At 77.7% G+C, this 18,048-nt stretch carries 13 protein-coding genes; 9 read left to right on the top strand and 4 right to left on the bottom strand.

Annotated elements, in window-relative coordinates:
• The first annotated feature begins 203 nt into the window (after positions 1-203).
• Positions 204-1,682: a carboxyl transferase domain-containing protein gene (locus AC2TEW_RS24015; RefSeq protein ID WP_484625406.1), complete on the top strand. Its 1,479-nt coding sequence runs from the start codon at positions 204-206 to the stop codon at positions 1,680-1,682.
• 177 nt (positions 1,683-1,859) lie between these two features.
• Here the strand turns inward: AC2TEW_RS24015 and AC2TEW_RS24010 are convergent, their stop codons facing one another.
• The 4 genes from AC2TEW_RS24010 to AC2TEW_RS23995 are packed head-to-tail and all read right to left on the bottom strand — an operon-like array spanning position 1,860 to position 5,677.
• The gene (locus AC2TEW_RS24010; RefSeq protein WP_484625405.1) at positions 1,860-2,525 is read right to left on the bottom strand and encodes an ATP-binding cassette domain-containing protein; all 666 of its coding nucleotides are present in this window, start codon (positions 2,523-2,525) and stop codon (positions 1,860-1,862) included.
• A complete protein-coding gene (locus tag AC2TEW_RS24005; RefSeq protein WP_484625404.1) occupies positions 2,522-3,271 on the bottom strand; it encodes an ABC transporter ATP-binding protein in 750 nt (249 codons plus the stop codon). The genes AC2TEW_RS24010 and AC2TEW_RS24005 overlap by 4 nt, the downstream gene beginning before the upstream one ends.
• A complete protein-coding gene (locus tag AC2TEW_RS24000; RefSeq protein WP_484625403.1) occupies positions 3,268-5,190 on the bottom strand; it encodes an ABC transporter permease subunit in 1,923 nt (640 codons plus the stop codon). The genes AC2TEW_RS24005 and AC2TEW_RS24000 overlap by 4 nt, the downstream gene beginning before the upstream one ends.
• A gap of 4 nt (positions 5,191-5,194) precedes the next feature.
• A complete protein-coding gene (locus AC2TEW_RS23995) occupies positions 5,195-5,677 on the bottom strand; it encodes a hypothetical protein (RefSeq protein WP_484625402.1) in 483 nt (160 codons plus the stop codon).
• 181 nt (positions 5,678-5,858) lie between these two features.
• Between AC2TEW_RS23995 and AC2TEW_RS23990 the strand changes: the two genes are divergently transcribed.
• The 8 genes from AC2TEW_RS23990 to AC2TEW_RS23955 all read left to right on the top strand — a co-directional run bounded on the left by AC2TEW_RS23990 (position 5,859) and on the right by AC2TEW_RS23955 (position 17,946).
• Positions 5,859-6,500 carry an MTB12 C-terminal domain-containing protein gene (locus tag AC2TEW_RS23990; RefSeq protein WP_484625401.1) on the top strand — a complete coding sequence of 214 codons (642 nt, stop codon included), beginning with the start codon at positions 5,859-5,861 and terminating at the stop codon, positions 6,498-6,500.
• Positions 6,497-7,858: an ABC transporter substrate-binding protein gene (locus AC2TEW_RS23985; RefSeq protein ID WP_484625431.1), complete on the top strand. Its 1,362-nt coding sequence runs from the start codon at positions 6,497-6,499 to the stop codon at positions 7,856-7,858. Before AC2TEW_RS23990 ends, AC2TEW_RS23985 begins: the two co-directional genes overlap by 4 nt.
• Positions 7,859-7,989: 131 nt before the next feature.
• The gene (locus AC2TEW_RS23980; RefSeq protein WP_484625400.1) at positions 7,990-8,520 is read left to right on the top strand and encodes a hypothetical protein; all 531 of its coding nucleotides are present in this window, start codon (positions 7,990-7,992) and stop codon (positions 8,518-8,520) included.
• Positions 8,521-8,658: 138 nt separating this feature from the next.
• Entirely contained in the window at positions 8,659-11,532 is a 2,874-nt protein-coding gene (locus AC2TEW_RS23975; RefSeq protein ID WP_484625399.1) for an AfsR/SARP family transcriptional regulator, read from the top strand.
• Positions 11,533-11,680: 148 nt separating this feature from the next.
• Complete coding sequence (locus AC2TEW_RS23970) at positions 11,681-14,566, top strand: AfsR/SARP family transcriptional regulator (RefSeq protein WP_484625398.1); 2,886 nt, start codon at positions 11,681-11,683, stop codon at positions 14,564-14,566.
• Positions 14,567-15,065: 499 nt separating this feature from the next.
• Complete coding sequence (gene cbiE / locus AC2TEW_RS23965; RefSeq protein ID WP_484625397.1) at positions 15,066-16,358, top strand: precorrin-6y C5,15-methyltransferase (decarboxylating) subunit CbiE; 1,293 nt, start codon at positions 15,066-15,068, stop codon at positions 16,356-16,358.
• On the top strand, positions 16,355-17,113 hold the full coding sequence (cobM, locus tag AC2TEW_RS23960) for a precorrin-4 C(11)-methyltransferase (protein ID WP_033822637.1): 759 nt from the start codon (positions 16,355-16,357) through the stop codon (positions 17,111-17,113). The genes cbiE and cobM overlap by 4 nt, the downstream gene beginning before the upstream one ends.
• The gene (locus AC2TEW_RS23955) at positions 17,113-17,946 is read left to right on the top strand and encodes a cobalt-precorrin-6A reductase (protein ID WP_484625396.1); all 834 of its coding nucleotides are present in this window, start codon (positions 17,113-17,115) and stop codon (positions 17,944-17,946) included. The genes cobM and AC2TEW_RS23955 overlap by 1 nt, the downstream gene beginning before the upstream one ends.
• Positions 17,947-18,048: the final 102 nt, after the last annotated feature.

Genomic DNA, 18,048 nt, shown 5'->3' with positions numbered 1-18,048 from the left:
GCCGAACCGCACACACCCCGGCACACCACCTCCACCCCGCGGGCGACGGCCGCCCCGGCGGCCCCACCCCCGCGCACCCGCCCGGCCACCGCTCCGGCGCCGCCCGCCCGAGCGCGCTGCGACCGGCGTCACAGCCGCCCGCGGGCCCGGCGCCCCTAGGGTTGGGAGGGCGACGACCGGGACAGGCCCGGCAAGGAGGCGTGGTGACGGCACATCAGCTGATCGGCCGGATCGTGGACCCCGGCAGTTTCGTCCGCTGGGACCGGCCGGTCGGCACCCGGCCCGCGGACCCCGGCTACCGGGCCGCACTGGCCCGCGCCCGGGAGCGCAGCGGCCTCGACGAGGCCGTCACCACCGGGCGGGCCCTGCTGGCTGGCCGGCCGGTGGCGCTGATCGCCTCGGAGTTCGCCTTCCTGGGCGGATCGATCGGGGTCGCCACCGCCGAACGGATCACCCTCGCCGTCGAGCGGGCCACCGCCGAGCGGCTCCCGCTGGTCGCCCTGCCGGTCTCCGGCGGCACCCGGATGCAGGAGGGCGCGGCCGCGTTCCTGTGCATGGTCCGGGTGACGGCCGCCGTCCAGGCCCACCAGGCCGCCGGGCTGCCGTACCTGACCTATCTGCGCAACCCCACCATGGGCGGGGTGTTCGCCTCCTGGGGCACGCTCGGCCACCTGGTCCTGGCCGAACCGGGCGCCCGGCTCGGGTTCCTCGGCCCCCGGGTGTACGAGCAACTGCGCGGCGAACCGCTGCCGCCGGACGTCCAGCTCGCCGAGACGCTCGCCGCGCGCGGACTGCTGGACGCGGTGGTGCCGCAGGAGCGGCTGCGGGAGGTGCTGCGGCTGGCCCTGGACGTCCTGGCCGGGACGCCCGCCACCGAGCCCGCGCCGCCACCGCCCGCGCCGCGGCCCGCGCCGCCGGACCCGTGGGACGCCGTCCGACGCACCCGGCGCGCCGACCGGCCGGGCGCCCGGCAGCTGCTGGACCACGCCGGGCAGGGCGTGCTGACGCTGGCCGGCGAAGGCGCGCTGGTCCGGGCCCTGGCCAGGTTCGGCGGCCGGCCGGCCGTGGTGGTCGGCCAGCAGCGTCAGGACGGCGCCGAACCGCGGCCGTTCACGGCGGCCGAGCTGCGGCTGGTGCGCCGCTCGGCCCGGATGGCCGAGCAGCTCGGGCTGCCGCTGGTGACGCTGGTGGACACCGCGGGCGCCGAACTGTCCGCCCGCGCCGAGCTGGACGGCATCGCCGTCGAGATCGCCCAGTGCCTGGCCGCCCTGGTCTCACTGGCCACCCCGGTGCTCGCGGTGCTGCTGGGGCAGGGGTCCGGCGGCGGGGCGCTCGCCCTGCTGCCCGCCGACCGGGTGCTCGCCGCCGAACACGCCTGGCTCGCCCCGCTCCCGCCCGAGGGCGCCTCCGCGATCGTGCACCGCGACGGCGACCACGCCGCCGAACTGGCCCGCGCCCAGGGCATCGGCGCCGCCGACCTCGCCGCGGCGGGCCTGGTCGACCAGGTGATCGCCGAACTCCCGGACGCCGCCGAGGAACCCGCGGCCTTCTGCGCCCGCGTCGGCGCGGCCGTCGCCGCCGCCCTCACCGACCTCGCCGCCCAGCCGGCCCCCGACCGCCTGCGCACCCGCGCCCACCGCCACCGCCACCTCGGCGGCCCTCCACCCACCGCCGCCGGATGACCGGACCCCGTGGCAGCGGCCGCCCCGAACGGGCTCCGCCGCTGACCCCGGGTGCCTGGAGCGCACAACGGGTCCGGTCTGCGCAGCGAAGCGGCATCGCCGCCGCCGTTTGCCGGTCCGCCCCACAACCGTGCCGCGTACCTGCGGCCCCGCCGTGGGAGCCCGCTCTGCAAGCCGTCAGCCGTGGTCCGCGGCGGGGGTGCGCAGTTCGGGGGGTTCGCCGCTGAAGGTGATCCGGCCGCGGCGCAGCACGTGGACGAAGGTGCCGGGGCGGTCGAAGGCGGGCGGCAGGGACTGTTCGGCGAGGACCACGGTGCGGCCGTCGGCGGCCAGGCCGAGCAGCAGGCGGTGCAGGCGGTCGACCACCGCGGGGGCGAGGCCGCGGGCCGGTTCGTCCAGCAGCAGGACCGCCGGGCGGGCGGCCAGCGCCCGGGCGAGGGCGACCAGTTGCCGCTGGCCGCCGGAGAGGGTGCCGGCCCGGCGGTGGGCGAGCGGCACCAGTTCCGGGAACCACTGGCCGGCCGGGGCCGGGCCGCCGAGGGCGAGGTGCTCGGCCACCGTCAGCGAGGGGAAGACGGCCCGCTCCGCCGGGACCAGGGCGGTCCCGAGCCGGGCCCGCCGGTGGGCGTCCAGCCCGGTGACGTCGACCCCGCGCAGCCGTACCCGGCCGGCCGTCGGGCGCAGCGAGCCGGCCAGGGTGTGCAGGGCGGTGCTGCGCCCGGCGCCGTTGCGGCCGAGCAGGACGGTGATCCGCCCCTGCGGGCAGGCCAGGTCGATGCCGTGCAGGGCCTCCAGCAGCCCGTACCGGGCCCGGACGCCGCGCAGTTCGGCCCCGGCGCTCATCCGGCGCCCCACAGTCCGGCGACCGCGGGGTCGGCGAGGACCGTACGGGCGGGGCCGCTGAGCACCGTGCGGCCGGCCGCCAGGACGTAGGCGGTGTGGGCGAGGCCGGCCACCAGTTCGGGGTCGTGCTCGACCAGCAGGACGGCCAGTCCGTCGGCGGCCAGTGCCCGCAGCACCACGGCGAGGTGGCGGGTCCGGGTGGTGTCCAGGCCGGCGGTCGGCTCGTCCAGGAGCAGCACGCGGGGTTCGGCGGCGAGGGCGCGGGCGAGTTCGAGCAGCCGCAGCGCGCCCGCGGGCAGGGCGGCGGCGGGCAGGTCGCGGACGGTGTCGAGGCCGAACAGCCGCAGGGCGCGGGCGGTGGCGGCGCGGGCGTCGGCGCGGCCGTGCGGGGGCAGGCCGAGCAGTCCGCGGGCGGTGCCGGCGGTGCGCTGCTCGGCGCCGATCCGGACGTTCTCGCCGACCGTCAGACCGGGGAAGACGGCGGGCTGCTGGAAGGTCCTGGCCAGGCCGAGCCTGGCCCGGGCGTGGTCGGGGCGGCGGGTGACGTCCCGGCCGTCGAGCAGGACGCGGCCGGCGTCGGGCCTGGTCCGGCCGCTGAGGCAGTCGAAGAGGGTGCTCTTGCCGGCGCCGTTCGGGCCGACCAGGGCGGTGATCCGGCCCGGCGGCACGGTCAGGTCGACGCCGTCGACGGCCCGGGCGCCGCCGAAGCGCCGGACGAGTCCGTACGCGGCGAGGCCCGCGCTCATCCGCCGCTCCGCCCGGCCGGCCCGCCCCGCCCGGCCGCCCCGGCGCGCAGGCGTTCCCCGAGCGGGCTGAGCACCGGGCGGCCCGCGGCGGGGCCGCGGGCCCGGGCGAGCCCGGCCAGGCCGCCGGGGAGCCGGCCGACCGCCACCGCGCCGGCGCCGACCACCACGGCGGAGACGCCCTGGCCGAACAGGGTGTCCAGGACGGTCAGCGCCGCGGCGGCGACCACCGCCCCGGTGGCGCTGTCCACCCCGGCGACCACCGCGGCGGCGAACCAGAGCAGTCCGCGCACCGGGTCGTAGGCGTTCGGGTCGAAGGACTGGCCCGCCAGGGTGGTCAGGGCGCCGCCGAGGGCGGCGAGGCCGGCGCCGGTCATGAAGAGCAGCAGTTTGAGGCGGGGGACGTCGACCCCGGCGGCCGAGGCCGCGTCCTGGTGGTCGCGCAGTGCGGTGAGCGCCCGGCCGAGCCGTCCCCCGTGCAGGTTGCGGACCAGCAGCAGGGCCGCGGCCAGCAGCAGCAGTTCCAGCGCGTACAGGGTCCGGTCGCCGCCGGGCAGCTGGGCGCCGCCGAGGTCCAGGCCGTCGGTGGCGTACGGCTGGTCGAACACCAGCCGGCTGAGGGCGGTCCCGACGGCCAGCGTGGTCAGGGCGAGGGCGAGGCCGCGGCGGCGGATCGCGGGCCGGCCGAGCAGCAGGCCCAGTGGTACCGCCGCGGCGACGGCCAGCAGCAGGGCGGGCAGCGGCGGGACGGCGGGCAGGCCGGGGACCTGACCGGAGATCAGCAGGGCGGTGCCGAGGCCGCCGAGGCCGGCGTACCCGGCCTGGCCGAGCGAGACCTGGCCGCCGTAGCCGGTCACCACCACGGTGGAGAGCAGGACCAGGGCGAGGGCGGGCACCGCGAGCGCGTCGCGCAGGTCGTCGGCGCGGAACCAGAGCGGCAGCAGCAGGAGGACGGCGCAGGCGGCCCGGACGCCGCCGGGGGTGCTGCGGCCGGGCCGGGGGGCGAGTCCGCGGTCGTCGGCGAGCGCGGTGCGCCACGGCAGCAGGGCGGCGGCCAGCAGCGCCACCACGAACAGGTTGGCCTGCAGGGCCTGGGCGAGCGGCAGCAGCTGTCCGGGCGGGTGCCAGCGGGTGAGTTCGCTCTGCACCACGCCGAGCGCGAGTCCGGTGGCGACGGCGACCGGCAGGCTGCGCAGCCGCGCGGCGACGGCCACCGCCATGGTCTCCAGCACCAGCAGCGGCAGCCCGTACGGGTCGAGCAGCAGGTCGGGGGCGAGCAGGACGCCGACCAGCCCGGCGGTGAAGGAGCCGAACGCCCAGCCGCCGGCCGCGACCCGGTCGGCGTCGATGCCGGTCAGGCCGGCCAGCGTGCGGTCGTCGACCACCGCGCGCATCCGTACGCCGACGGCCGTGCGGCGGTTGACCAGGCCGACCGCCGCGGTGAGCAGCAGCACCCCGGCGAGCTGGACCAGGGTGTCCAGGCGCAGCGGGTGGCCGCCGGGGCGGGCGAGGACGGTGGCCGGGGCGAGGGCGGGTGCGTCGCCGAACGGGGTGGTGCCCCAGACCAGGACGGCGGTGCCGATCAGCAGCACGAAGACGCCGACGGAGGCGACCAGGGTCTCGGCGGGGCCGGCGCCGCGGCGTTGCAGGGGCCGGAAGACGGCGAGTTCCAGCAGGACGCCGAGGGCGGGTGCGGCCAGCAGCAGGCAGCAGGGCGCGGCGAGGGCGAGCGGCCAGTGCCGGACCACCACGAGCTCGCGCAGCAGGTAGGCGATCAGCATCGCCTGGGCGCCCTGGGCGAGGTTGAGCACGCCGGTGGCCCGGTACGTGACGATCAGTCCGACGCCGCTGAGGGCGGCCGCGCTGCCGACCGCGAGACCGGCCAGCAGCAGGTCGACGCCGAGCGCGAGGGTGTCCGGCACGGCGTCAGCCGCCCGCGGCGGGCGGCGGTCCGGGGTCGCAGACCGGGCAGGGGGTGAGGGCGCGTTCGCGGACGGCCGCCGCGTCCACCGGGACGGCCTGCGGTTTGCCCGCCACCAGCGCGCAGTCGGGGCGGTGGTACAGGGTGCCCTCGGGGACGGCCAGCGGCGGGCCCGCCGGGGCGGGGGCGGCGTCGGGGCGGGGGTCGGTCCCGTCGGTGAGCAGGGCGTACAGCTGGTCGATCCGGGGGTCGGCCGGCCGGTCCGGGGGGCCGGGGGCGCGGTTGCCGAGCAGCAGGGCGCCGGCCGCGACCAGGGCGGTGCCGGGGGCGGTGGCGGAGGCGAGGTAGGGCAGCTGGCGGGCGGTGAGGGACTCGCCGGACACGCCGTACCAGCCGAGCAGGCAGAGCAGCAGCCCGGCGACCAGCACCGGCCAGCCCGGGTGCTCGCGCAGGGCGCGGGCGGCGGTCCGCAGGTACGGGCGGGGCATGGCACCTTCCGTGGGTGGAACTCGATATCCGATATGGGGCTTCTGGGTGGTGCATGATGGTTTGTCCGGTGATCGTCCCTCATAGTGTCCCGTGCGGCCTGTTGCGCCGCGCCCGGCCCGACCGGCCGGGCAGCCAACCGAGCGACCGGGACCAGGTCGGGAAGACACGGTGAGAGAGCCCATGCGCACCAGCCACAGTGACCGCCGGCCGGCAGCCGGAGCCGGTCGGCAGCTCCCCCCGGACACCCGGGCGCACCGGGCCCGGCCGCCCCGGGCCGCCGCCCTCCGGCTGGCCGGCGCGGCACTGGCCGTCGCGCTGGCGGCCGGGTGCAGCAGCAGTAGCGGCGGGAGCGGCAGCAGCGCCTCCGCCGCCCCGTCCGTGTCGATCTCGGTCTCCGGGCCGTCGGCCTCGGTGTCGATCGAGCTGTCGCCCTCGCCCGCGGCGTCCGGCAGCGCCCCCGCCGACGTCGCCGGCGCCACCACCCAGGTGACCACCAACTGGGAGAAGTTCTTCGACCCGGCCACCTCGCTCGCCGACAAGTCCGCCCTGCTGGAGAACGGGCAGCAGCTGGTCCCGGTGCTCCAGGGCTTCGCCTCGGACCCGCGGGTCGGCCAGGTCAAGGCCAAGGTCACCAACGTGGCCTTCACCTCGCCCTCCTCCGCCACCGTCACGTACACGCTCTCGCTGCAGGACCAGGTGGTGCAGCAGGACGCCACCGGCCAGGCCGTCCTGGTGGACGGCACCTGGAAGGTCTCCACCTCGACCCTGTGCGGACTGGTGACCCTGGCCGGGAGCGCCTCCGCGGTGCCCGGGTGCAGCTGAGCCGGCGACGGCGGGCGGCGGCGGCCGGGCGGCGCCCGGCGGCCGCCGCCCTCGCACTGCTGCTGCTGCTCGCGCCCGCCGCGGCCTGCGGCAGCCGGCTGCCGCGCAGCGCGTTCGGCCCCACCGGCGGCGGCGCACCCGATCTGGCCACCGACACCGGGGTGAGCGCCCGGGAGATCACGGTCGGCATCATCACCTCGCTGACCAGCCCGGTGGGCGGGGAGGCGCTGGCCGGTCCGCGCTACGGCGCGCTCGCCTTCTTCCGCGCCCAGGCCGACCAGGGCGGCCTGCACGGCCGCACCGTCCGGGTGGTGACCTGCGACGACGGCGGCAGCGGCCTCGGCAACCGGGACTGCGCGCACCGGATGGTCGACCAGGAGCACGTGTTCGCCCTGGTCGCGGGCAGCGTGCTGGACTACGCCGGGGCGCCGTACGTCGACGCCCACCAGGTGCCCGACGTCGGCGGGCAGCCGATCACCACCGCCTACGACCGCTGGCCGCACCTCTACAGCATCTACGGCTCCGCGGCGCCCCGGGACGGCCGCTCGGTCGGCTGGGACGGCGTGCTGTACCAGAGCACCGAGGTCTACCGCTTCTTCAAGGAGCGGCTCGGCGCCCGCAGCGCGGCCGTGGTCTCGTACAACCAGGCCGACTCCGCGCGCTACGCCCGGCAGTTGGAGGAGGGCCTGCGGGCCGAGGGGTACCGGGTGCTGAGCCAGAGCGTGGACCTCGCGCTGCCCGGCTTCCAGGCCGTCGCCGCCGCGATGAAGGCCGACGGCAGCGAACTGCTCTTCGACGCCATGGACAGCCGCGGCAACGCCGCCCTCTGCCAGGCGCTGGACGCCGCCGGGGTCCGGCTGACCGCCAAGGTCACCAACGTGCAGAACTGGTCCGAGACGGTGCGCACCGACTACCGGGACTCCCCCTCCTGCCGCAACGACCTGTGGGCCACCTCCTCCTCCCGCAACTACGAGGACACCGCGCAGCCGGCCGTCACCGCCTTCCGGGCGGCCATGGCCCGCTACTACCCGGAGCGCGCGGGACAGCTCTCCGCCTGGGAGCTGGAGGGCTGGGCGGCGGCCCAGTGGCTGACCGACGCGATGGACTCCTGCGGCACCGACCTGACCCGGGCCTGCGTCGGGCGGTTCATGAACCGGCGCGAGCCGTACGACGCCCACGGCCTGCTGATCCCCGCCGACTTCACCCCGCAGCCCCGGCCCAGCGGACCCACCCTCGCCTGCCTGAACGCCGCCCGCTGGCAGGACGCCGCGTTCGACGGACGGGGCGGCTGGGTGAGCCAGGTCGACTTCCCCGCCACCGCCTGTTACGACGTACCGCAGCTCCCCTACCGACCGTGACCCTCCGATCACGTTTCGCCAACGGCTTGGCGACATATGGGAGTTACGTGCTCGAAACGTGAACAGCGCGGCCGCGCTCTGGTTGACTCACCGGCCTGCCCACCCCCGCCGGAACGGAGCCTTCCACCGCCATGCCCTCGTCCACCCGCAGCCGCCACCGGCAGCTCGCCGGCCTCGCCGCCCTGGCGCTGGCCGCCGCCTTCGCCCTGACCGGCTGCGACCCCTCGGACACCGGCGGCGCGCCCGCGCCCGCCGTCTCCACCAGCGCCGCCGCCGCGGCCGCGGCCGTCACCGGCGCCGCCCCGGACCCGACGCCGACGCCGACGCCGAGCCCGACGCCGAGCCCGACGCCGACCGTCACCGAGGCCGCCGCGGCGAACGTCCCGCCGCCCGCACCCCCGGCCGCCGTCACCACCACCAGGCCCGCGGCACCGAGGACCACCACGCCCGCGCCGAAGACCACCACCAAGGCCCCCGAACCGCCCCGCACCAGCGAACCCGCCCCGGCCCCGGCCGGCTGCGAGATCGTCTCCAACGCGGGCAACTGCTACAAGGCCGGCCAGTTCTGCCGCGACGCCGACCTCGGCCGCTCCACCCACGACGCCGGCGGCCGGATGATCTACTGCCGGATGGTCAGCGGCAAGCCGCACTGGCAGGCCTGACCGCCGCACGGCCGGACCGGCCCCCGTGCCGCGTCGGGCAGCCTTCGCCCCGTCGGCCGCCCGACGCGGCACTAGCATGTCGCCGGACACGAACGGCGGCGGGCCGGGCCCGGCCGCGCGGGGAACGGGGGACACGGGATGCGGTTCGGCCTGCTCGGGGCGCTCACGGTGCACGACCCGGACGGGCGCGAACTCCCGCTCGGCGCACCGAAGAACCGCGCGCTGCTGGCGATTCTGCTGCTGCGGGCCAACCGTGCGGTGTCGCTGGACACCGTGAAGTCCGCACTCTGGGGCGATCACCCGCCCGCGAGCGCGACCGCCTCGGTCCACAACCACGTGACCCGGCTGCGCCGCGCCCTCGGCGACGAGGGCGCGGCGCGGCTGCGCGCCGACCAGCGGGGCTACCGGATCGAGGCCGACGAGCAGGAGGTCGACGCACTGGTCTTCACCGGCCTGGTCCGGGCGGCGGACGCCGCCCGCCGCCGGGGCGACTGGGCCGCCGTCGGCAGGCGCTCGCGCGCCGCCCTCGCGCTGTGGCGCGGCGATCCGCTGACCGGCGTCCAGCTCGCCGAGCACGCGGCGGCGCAGGTCGAACCGGAGCTGGAACAGTGGCGGCAGTCACGGCTCCAGGTACTGGAGTGGCGACTGGAGGCCGAACTGCGCGACGGGGAGCACAGCGCCCTGGTCGCCGAGCTGACCGCACTGGCGGCCGAGCACCCGCTGCGGGAGGGCTTCCACCGGCAGCTGATGCTCGCGCTGCACCGCTCCGGACGGCAGGCCGAGGCGCTCGCGGTGTTCCAGCAGCTGCGCAAGCGGCTGGTGACGGAGCTCGGCGTCGAACCCGGCGTGGACGCCCGGGCCGCCCACCGGGAGATCCTCGCCCCGCCCGAGGACGATCCGGCACCCGCCCCGGGCCCCGGCGCACCCGCCCAACTCCCCCGGGACATCCTCGACTTCACCGGCCGCGGCGACCAGCTGGACTGGCTGTCCGCCCTGCTCGCCCCCACCGACCCACCCGGACCCGGCGTCCTGCGGGTGGCGGCCGTCAGCGGACCCGGCGGTGTCGGAAAGACCACGCTGGCCGTCCGCGCCGCGCACCGGATCGCCGGCGGCTTCCCGGACGGGCAGCTGTACGTCGACCTCCGCGGCGTCCACCACTCCCCCGCCGACCCCGGCGAGGTACTGGCCGGCTTCCTGCGGGAGCTGGGCACCCCCGAGCACGAGATCCCGGCGACCGGGGAGGCCCGCACCGCCCGCTACCGCAGCCTGCTGGCCGACCTGCGGGTGCTGGTCGTCCTCGACAACGCCCGCGACACCGCCCAGGTCGCCCCGCTGCTGCCGGGCTCGGCGGGCTGCGCGGCGCTGGTGACCGCCCGGCGCAGACTGCCCGGCCTCGCGGGCGCCGTCCACCTGGACCTCTCCACCCTCGGTGACCGGGACGCCCACGAGCTCTTCGCCGCCATCGCCGGTCCCGAGCGGGCGGCCGCCGAACCGGAGGCCACCGCCGAGGTGGTGCGCCACTGCGCGGGCCTCCCGCTGGCCCTGCGGATCGCCGCCGCCCGCCTCGCCGGACGCCCCTCCTGGCAGGTGGCGACGCTCGCCGACCGGCTCGCCGACCACAGCCGCCGGCTGGACGAACTGCGGGTCGAGGACCTCGCCGTCCGGGCGAGCTTCCTGATGAGCTACGCCCAGCTGCGGGCCCCCGACGGCCCGGACGGTCCCGACGCCCCGGACGACCTCGGGCCCGCCCGGGCGTTCCGGCTGCTCGGACTGGCACCGGGCGTGGACATCGGCCTGCGCGCCGCCGCGGCCCTGCTGGGCCGGCCGCTCGACCGCACCGAGCAGCTGCTGGAGCACCTGGTCGACGTCAGCCTGCTCGACAGCACCGGCCCGGACCGCTACCGCCTGCACGACCTGCTCCGGGACTTCGCCGCGGAACGGGCCGAGGCCGAGGAGGGCGCGGACGCCGGCCGGGACGCCGTCGGCCGGGTGGTCCGCTGGTACCTCGACAGCCTCGTCGAGGCCGACGCCGTCATCTTCCCCACCCTCAGACGGCCGGAGCGCCTGCCCGAGGACCCCGGGTACCGGCCGCACGGCTTCGCCGGGGTCCCGGACGCGCTGCGCTGGTGCGACACCGAACGGGTCAACCTGGTCGGCGCCACCGAGGCCGCCGCACGGCACGGGTTCCCCCACATCGCCTGGCGGATCCCCGGCCACGGCTGGTCCTACCTCACCCACCGCAGCCATCTGCAGGACTGGCTGACCACCAGCACGGTCGGCCTGGCCGCCGCCCGCAGCGCGGGCGACAGCGCCGCCGAGTCGCTGATGCTCACCATCCGGGGCGCGGCCTACGTCCAGGTCGGGGAGTGGCCCCCGGCGCAGGAGAACTTCACGGCGGCGCTGGCGATCCGGCGGGCCGACGGCGACGTGGCCGGCCAGATGGCCACCACCAACAACCTCGGCATCCTGATGAGGATCCAGAAACGGAACGCGGAGGCCAGGGAGTACTTCCTGCAGGCGCTGGAACTCGCCGGCTCCCCGGACACCAGGAACCACGAGAAGATGGTGCTCACCAACCTCGGCGGCGCCGAACTGGAACTCGGCCACTACCCCGAGGCGCTGCGGTGCCTCGGGGAGTCGGTACGGCTCAGCAGGGAACTCGGCGAGCCCGCGGCCAACTCCGAGACCTACACCTCCCTCGGTGTCACCCACCTGCGGATGGGCAACCCCGAGCTGGCGGTGCCCGCGCTCAGGTCCGCCATCGACAGCGGCGCCACCATCGGCGTCCCGTTCACCGAGGCCGTCGGCCACGCCTACCTGGCCATCGCCCTGCTCGGGCTCGGGCGGCCCGACGAGGCCTCGGCCGCCTTCGACGTGGCCCGGGCCGCGGCCGGCCGGCTCACCGGATCCCAGGTCGCGACGGCCGCCGACATCCTGGCCGAGGCCGAAGCGGCCCTGCACCCGGCCACGGACCGGCACCCCGATCCGCACCGGCCCCCGGCCACCGGCTGACCCCGGCCGCCGCCCCGCCCCGGTCCGGCGCTGGTCCGGCGCCGGACCGGCCACCACCCCGACCACGGACCGGGCCTGACCGCCGGCCGGGCCCGGGCCGCGGCTACCATGGCCCGGATCGGGAGCCGGGGTGCGGGAGGGACGTGGGATGCGGTTCGGTCTGCTCGGCCCGGTGACCGCGCACGACGACACCGGCCACGCGCTCGCACTCGGCGCGCCGAAGAACCTCGCCCTGCTGACGGTCCTGCTGCTCGACGCCAACCGCACCGTGCCGCTGGACCGGATCAAGGCCGCCCTGTGGGGCGAACGGCCCCCGGCCAGCGCCACCTCCTCGGTGCACAACCACGTGACCCGGCTGCGCCGCGCCCTCGGACCCGCGGGCGGCCTCCGGCTGCGCGCCGCGCCGCCGGGTTACCTGATCGAGGTCGGCGCCGAGGAACTGGACGGCACCCACTTCACCGACCTGCTGCGGGCCGCCGACGCGGCCCGGCGCCGCGACGACTGGCCCACGGTCGGCGAACGGGCCACGGCGGCACTCGCCCTGTGGCGCGGCGAACCCCTGACCGGGGTGGTGCTGGCCGAGGAGGCCGACACGGCCGCCCGGCCCACGGTGGAACGCTGGCGGCAGGGCCGGCTGCAGGCCCTGGAGTGGCGGTTCGAGGCCGAGCTGCGGGCCGGCGGACACGCCGCCCTGCTCCCCGAACTGGCCGGGCCGGCCGCCGAGCACCCGCTGCTGGAGAGCTTCCAGCGCCAGCTGATGCTCGCCCTGCACCGCTGCGGACGGCAGAGCGAGGCACTGGCCGTCTACCACCGGCTGCGCCGCCGGCTGGTCGAGGAGCTGGGCGTCGAGCCCGGCGCCGAGGCGCAGGCCGCCTACCACGAGATCCTGACCCACCCCGCCACGCCCCCGACCCCGCCCCCGGGCCCCGCGCCCTACCGGCCGCCCGCCCAACTCCCGCGTGACATAGCCGACTTCACCGGCCGGCAGAGCCAGGTACGGCAACTCCTCGACCTGCTGACGCCGGCACCGGGCGGCGGCCCGCTCGGCGTGGTCTCGGTCAGCGGCGCCGGCGGCCTCGGCAAGACCACGCTGGCCGTGCACAGCGCCCACCGGGCCGCCGCCGGCTTCCCCGACGGCCAGCTGTACATGGACCTGCGCGGAGTGCAGGCCACCCCCGCCACACCGAGCGACGTCCTCGCCTGCCTGCTGCGCGACCTCGGCGAACCCGAGGACCGGATCCCCGCCTCCGAGGACTCCCGCGCCGCCCGGTACCGCAGCCTGCTCGCCGACCGCCGGGTGCTGGTCGTCCTCGACAACGCCCGGGACGCCGCCCAGGTCAGACCCCTGCTGCCGGGCTCCGCGGGCTGCGCGGTGCTGATCACCTCACGGCGCCGGCTCGGCGGCCTGGCCGGCGCCGTCCACCTCGGGCTGTCCACGCTGGCCGACGCGGACGCGCACGAGCTGTTCGCCGCCCTCGCGGGCCACGACCGCACCGCCGCCGAACCCGCCGCCACCGCCCGGGTGGTGGCCCACTGCGCCGGACTGCCGCTGGCCCTGCGGATCGCCGCCGCCCGCCTGGCCGGCCGGACGTCGTGGAGCGTGTCCACCCTCGCCGACCGGCTCGCCGACCACACCCGCCGGCTGGACGAACTGCGGGTCGAGGACCTCGCCGTCCGCGCCACCTTCCAGATGAGCTACGCCCAACTCGCCTCCCCGCAGGGCTCGGAGGAGATCCACCCGGCGCTGGCGTTCCGGCTGCTCGGGCTGGCGCCCGGCCCGGAGATCAGCCTGCGCGCGGCCGCCGCGCTGCTGGACCGCCCGGCGGAGCGGGTCGAGGACGCGCTGGAGGAACTGGTCGACGCCTGCCTGCTGGAGAGCGTCGCGCCGGAGCGCTACCGCCTGCACGACCTGCTCCGGGACTTCGCCACGGAGCGCGCCGCCGCCGAGGAGCCCCCCGGACGCCGCCGGGCCGCCGTCGGCCGGGTCACCGGCTGGTACCTGGACAGCCTGGTCGAGGCGGACGCCGTCCTGTTCCCCGGCGCCGCCCGGCCCGAACCGCCGGTCCCGCAGCCCGGCCACCGCCCGCACGGCTTCCGGCACTTCCAGGACGCCGTGCAGTGGTGCGAGACAGAACGCACCAACCTGGTCCGCGCCACCGCCGCTGCCACCGAGCACGGCTTCCACCGGACCTGCTGGCTGCTGCCCGGATTCGCCTGGGCGTACCTCAACCTGATGGGCCGCTGGCAGGACTGGCTGGACATCACCGAGGCCGGGCTGGCCGGTTCCCGCGCGGCGGGCGATCCGGCCGGCGAGTCCACCGTACTGACCGCCCGGGGCGCGGCGTTCATGCAGCTGGAACGCTGGCCGGAGGCGCTGCACCTGCTCCGCGCCGCGCTGCGGATCCGCCAGGAGACCGGCGACGTCCCGGGCCAGATGTCCAGCACCTGCACCATCGGCCTGGTGTACCGCCGCACCGGGCAGCGCGAGCAGGCGCGTGCGGCCTTCCTCCAGGCGCTGGCCTTCGTCGGGCCGCCGGAACTGCGCAAGCGCGAGGCCACGGTCCTGGCCAACCTGGCCCTGATCGAGTTGGAGCTGGGGCGGTACGCCGAGTCGCTGGACTACAGCGACCGGGCCCTGCGGGCCGGCCGGGAGTTCAACGAACTCCCCGGCGACGCCAACACCCTGGTCACCAAGGGCGCCGCGCTGAGCGGACTCGGCCGCGACGCCGAGGCCGTCGCCCCGTTCCAGGAGTCCGTGATGCTCGCCCGCTACATCGGTGACCGGTTCTGCGAAGGCATGGCGCTCTCGCGGCTCGCCCTCGCACTCACCCGGCTGGCCCGGACCGAGGAGGCCGAGACGGCGGTCCTGGAGGCCCGCGCCGTCGTCGACGTGCTCGCCGAGCGGGCCGCCGCCTGGCAGGCGGTCGCCGTCCGGGCGCAGCTCGACGAGGTGGCGGCCGCCGCGCGCACCGCCTGCGGGCACACCGTCGTCGGGCCCACCGCTCCGGCCGCCCGCTCCGGACTGCCGGCCTGACCGCCGGCCGGCCCGAACACCGTCGGCCACACCGTCGGACCGGCCCGGCCGGGCGCCGCGCCGAGACCCCCGTCCCCTGCGCGGCGCCGAGGCGCGGTCAGGTCCAGATCGAGTCCCCCGACACCCCGCCGCCTGCCCGCGCCACCCGCCCGGACTTCCCCGTCGGCTTCGTCATCGTCCGCTCCTCTCACCATCCGCACCGGCCGGACGACAGCCCACCGGCGATCCGGCCGCCCTGTTCGGCGGCCTGCTCGAAGCTTCCTGCGGGCCACCAACGGATCACCAACGGAACACCGTTCGCCGCGACGGCGAGCGGCGACGGCGAGCGGCGACGGCGAGGCAGCCGCAGCGGGAGCCCGGGCCGCCCACCGGCCGCCCGGGGCCGGGCGGCCACCCGCCCCGCCCACCGCGAGAGCAGCGTCACGCCCCGCCCCGGCCCGCCGCTCCGCGGGCCCCGGTAGGCTGCCTGCCAGCCCGTCCGACCTGCGAGGAGTCCCCCTTGACCAGCGCCTCGACCAGCGCTTCCGTTCCGGTCCCGGCGATCACCGTGGTCGGGATCGGGGCCGACGGCTGGCCGGGCCTCGCCGAAGCGTCACGGCGGGCGCTCGAGGACGCCGAGGTGGTGATCGGCGGGCCGCGCCAACTCGACCTGCTGCCCGCCGAGGTGACCGCCGAACGGCTCCCCTGGCCCTCGCCGCTGCGCCCCGCCGTCCCCGGGCTGCTGGCCGACCACCGCGGCCGCCGCCTGGCCGTCCTCGCCAGCGGCGACCCGATGTTCTACGGCATCGGCCGCACCCTGGCCGAGCTCGCCGGACCGGACGCGCTGCGGGTGCTGCCGCACCCCTCCTCCGTCAGCCACGCCTGCGCCCGCCTCGGCCTGCCCGTCGAGGACACCGACGTGGTCACCCTGGTCGGCCGCCCGCCGGACTCACTCACCGCCGCCCTCTACCCCGGCCGCACCGTCCTGGTGCTCAGCGCCGGGGCCCGCACCCCCGCCCAGGTCGCCGCGCTGCTCACCGAACGCGGCTACGGGCCGAGCCGGCTGCGCGTGCTGGAGCAGCTGGGCTCCCCCGCCGAACGGCAGCTGGAGGGCACCGCCGCCCACTGGCCGCACCCGCCCGGCGACCCCCTCAACGTCATCGCCGTCGACTGCGCGGCCGAACCCGGCACGCTCCGCGCCCAGCTGGTGCCCGGGCGGCCGGACGCCGCGTACGAGAGCGACGGCCAGCTCACCAAGCGGCACGTCCGCGCGGCCACCCTCGCCTCGCTCGCCCCCGCGCCCGGCGAACTGCTCTGGGACATCGGCGGCGGCTCCGGCTCGATCGGCATCGAGTGGCTGCGCGCCCACCGCAGCTGCCGCGCCGTCAGCGTGGAACGCGACCCGGCCCGGGCCGGGCGGATCACCCGCAACGCCGCCGCCCTCGGCGTGCCCCGCCTCCAGGTGGTGACCGGCCCCGCGCCCGCCGCGCTGGCCGGGCTGCCCGCCCCGGACGCCGTGTTCATCGGCGGCGGGCTGACCGCACCCGGGCTGCTGGAGGCCTGCTGGGCGGCGCTCCCGGCGGGCGGACGGCTGGTCGCCAACACCGTGACGCTGGAGTCGGAGGCCCTGCTCACGCAGTGGTACCGGCGGCACGGCGGGGAGCTGCTGCGGCTCGCGGTGGCGCACGCGGTACCGGTGGGCGGCTTCACCGGCTGGCGGCAGGCGATGCCGGTCACCCAGTGGTCGGTGGTCAAGCCGCCGACCGGGGACGAGAACGCTTCGGAACAGGGAGAGCAGGGAGAGCAGCAGTGACCGTCTACTTCATCGGGGCCGGCCCCGGCGCCGCCGACCTGATCACCGTGCGCGGCCAGCGCACCCTGGCGGCCTGCGGGGTGTGCCTGTACGCGGGCAGCCTGGTACCGCGCGAGCTGCTGGCCGAGTGCCCGCCGGACGCCCGGCTGGTCGACACCGCGCAGCTCAACCTGGACCAGATCGTCGCCGAGATGACCGCGGCCCACGGACGCGGCCAGGACGTGGCCCGGCTGCACTCCGGCGACCCCTCGGTGTTCAGCGCGGTGGCCGAGCAGATGCGCCGCCTGGACGCGGCCGGCATCCCGTACGAGGTGGTGCCCGGCGTGCCCGCGTTCGCGGCCGCGGCGGCGGCGCTGAAGCGGGAGCTGACGGTCCCGACGGTCGGCCAGACGGTGATCCTCACCCGGGTCGCCCGGCAGGCCACCCCGATGCCCGAGGGCGAGGACCTGGCCACCCTCGGCCGCAGCGGCGCCCTGCTGGTGCTGCACCTGGCGACCCGGTACGTGGAGAGCGTGGTCGAGGAGCTGCTGCCGCACTACGGCGCCGACTGCCCGGCCGCCGTGGTGGCGATGGCCAGCCGCCCGGACGAGCTGGTGCTGCGCGGCACCCTCGGCGACATCGCCGGCCAGGTGAAGGAGGCCGGGGTGCTGCGGACCGCCGTCATCCTGGTCGGGCGCACGCTGGGGGCCGAGCAGTTCCGGGACAGCCACCTCTACTCGGCCGAGCGGGAGCGCCCGCACGAGCCCTGCGCCTGATGCCCCGCCACCTCCTGATCCTCGGCGGGACCACCGAGGCCCGGCAGCTCGCGGCCGCGCTGGTGGCCGGGGCGGCGCCTGGGTCGGTGCCCGGGTCCGTGCCCGGGGCGGCGGCCGGGTCCGTGCGGGCGGCCGGGTCCACGGCCGGTGGGACGGCCGACCCGGGTCTGCGGGTGACCAGTTCGCTGGCGGGCCGGGTGGCGCAGCCGCGGCTGCCCGCCGGGGAGGTACGGATCGGCGGCTTCGGCGGCCCGGCCGGGCTGGCCGCCTGGCTGCGCGAGCACCGGGTGGACGCGGTGGTCGACGCCACCCACCCGTTCGCCGAGGGGATCAGCCGCAACGCGGCCGAGGCCGCCGCCCGCACCGGGGTGCCGCTGCTGGCACTGCGCCGCCCGGGCTTCCAGCCGGTCGCCGGGGACCGCTGGCACCCGGTCGGGTCGCCGGCGGAGGCCGCCGACGCGCTGCCCGCGCTCGGGCGCCGGATCATGCTGACCACCGGCCGGCAGAGCCTGGCCGCCTTCGCCCACCTGACCGGCCTCTTCTTCCTGGCCCGCTCGGTGGACGCCCCGGAGCCGCCGCTGCCGCCGCACACCGAGATCCTGCTCGACCGCGGCCCGTTCACCCTGGACGGCGAACGGGCCGTCCTGCGCACCCACCGGATCGACGTCCTGGTCACCAAGGACAGCGGCGGCGCCGCCACCGCGCCCAAGCTGACCGCCGCCCGTGAACTGGGCCTGCCCGTGGTGGTGATCCGCCGCCCCGAGCCACCGGCCGGCGTCCCGGCCGTCCCGGACGTCGCATCCGCCGTCGCCTGGCTCGCCGCCGCCCGCTGAGCCCGGGCGGCCGGGCGGCCGGGCGGCCGGGCCTTGAACGGGCGGACCGGGCCAGGCGGGCAGGCCGGGCCGGGCCTCGAACGGGCTGCGAACGGCCGCGCT

It is taken from the genome of Kitasatospora sp. NEAU-CNBT7 (assembly GCF_057220535.1).
Note: the sequence above shows the minus strand (reverse complement) of the source record. Positions and strands in the feature narration are given on the sequence as shown.

Excerpts from the sequence above, each read along its gene's own strand:
- AC2TEW_RS24005 (WP_484625404.1), bottom strand. The coding sequence starts at position 3,271 with ATGAGCGCGGGCCTCGCCGCGTACGGACTCGTCCGGCGCTTCGGCGGC.
- AC2TEW_RS23990 (WP_484625401.1), top strand. The coding sequence starts at position 5,859 with ATGCGCACCAGCCACAGTGACCGCCGGCCGGCAGCCGGAGCCGGTCGG.
- AC2TEW_RS23955 (WP_484625396.1), top strand. The coding sequence starts at position 17,113 with ATGCCCCGCCACCTCCTGATCCTCGGCGGGACCACCGAGGCCCGGCAG.
- AC2TEW_RS23995 (WP_484625402.1), bottom strand. The coding sequence starts at position 5,677 with ATGCCCCGCCCGTACCTGCGGACCGCCGCCCGCGCCCTGCGCGAGCAC.
- AC2TEW_RS23975 (WP_484625399.1), top strand. The coding sequence starts at position 8,659 with ATGCGGTTCGGCCTGCTCGGGGCGCTCACGGTGCACGACCCGGACGGG.
- AC2TEW_RS24010 (WP_484625405.1), bottom strand. The coding sequence starts at position 2,525 with ATGAGCGCCGGGGCCGAACTGCGCGGCGTCCGGGCCCGGTACGGGCTG.
- AC2TEW_RS23970 (WP_484625398.1), top strand. The coding sequence starts at position 11,681 with ATGCGGTTCGGTCTGCTCGGCCCGGTGACCGCGCACGACGACACCGGC.
- AC2TEW_RS23980 (WP_484625400.1), top strand. The coding sequence starts at position 7,990 with ATGCCCTCGTCCACCCGCAGCCGCCACCGGCAGCTCGCCGGCCTCGCC.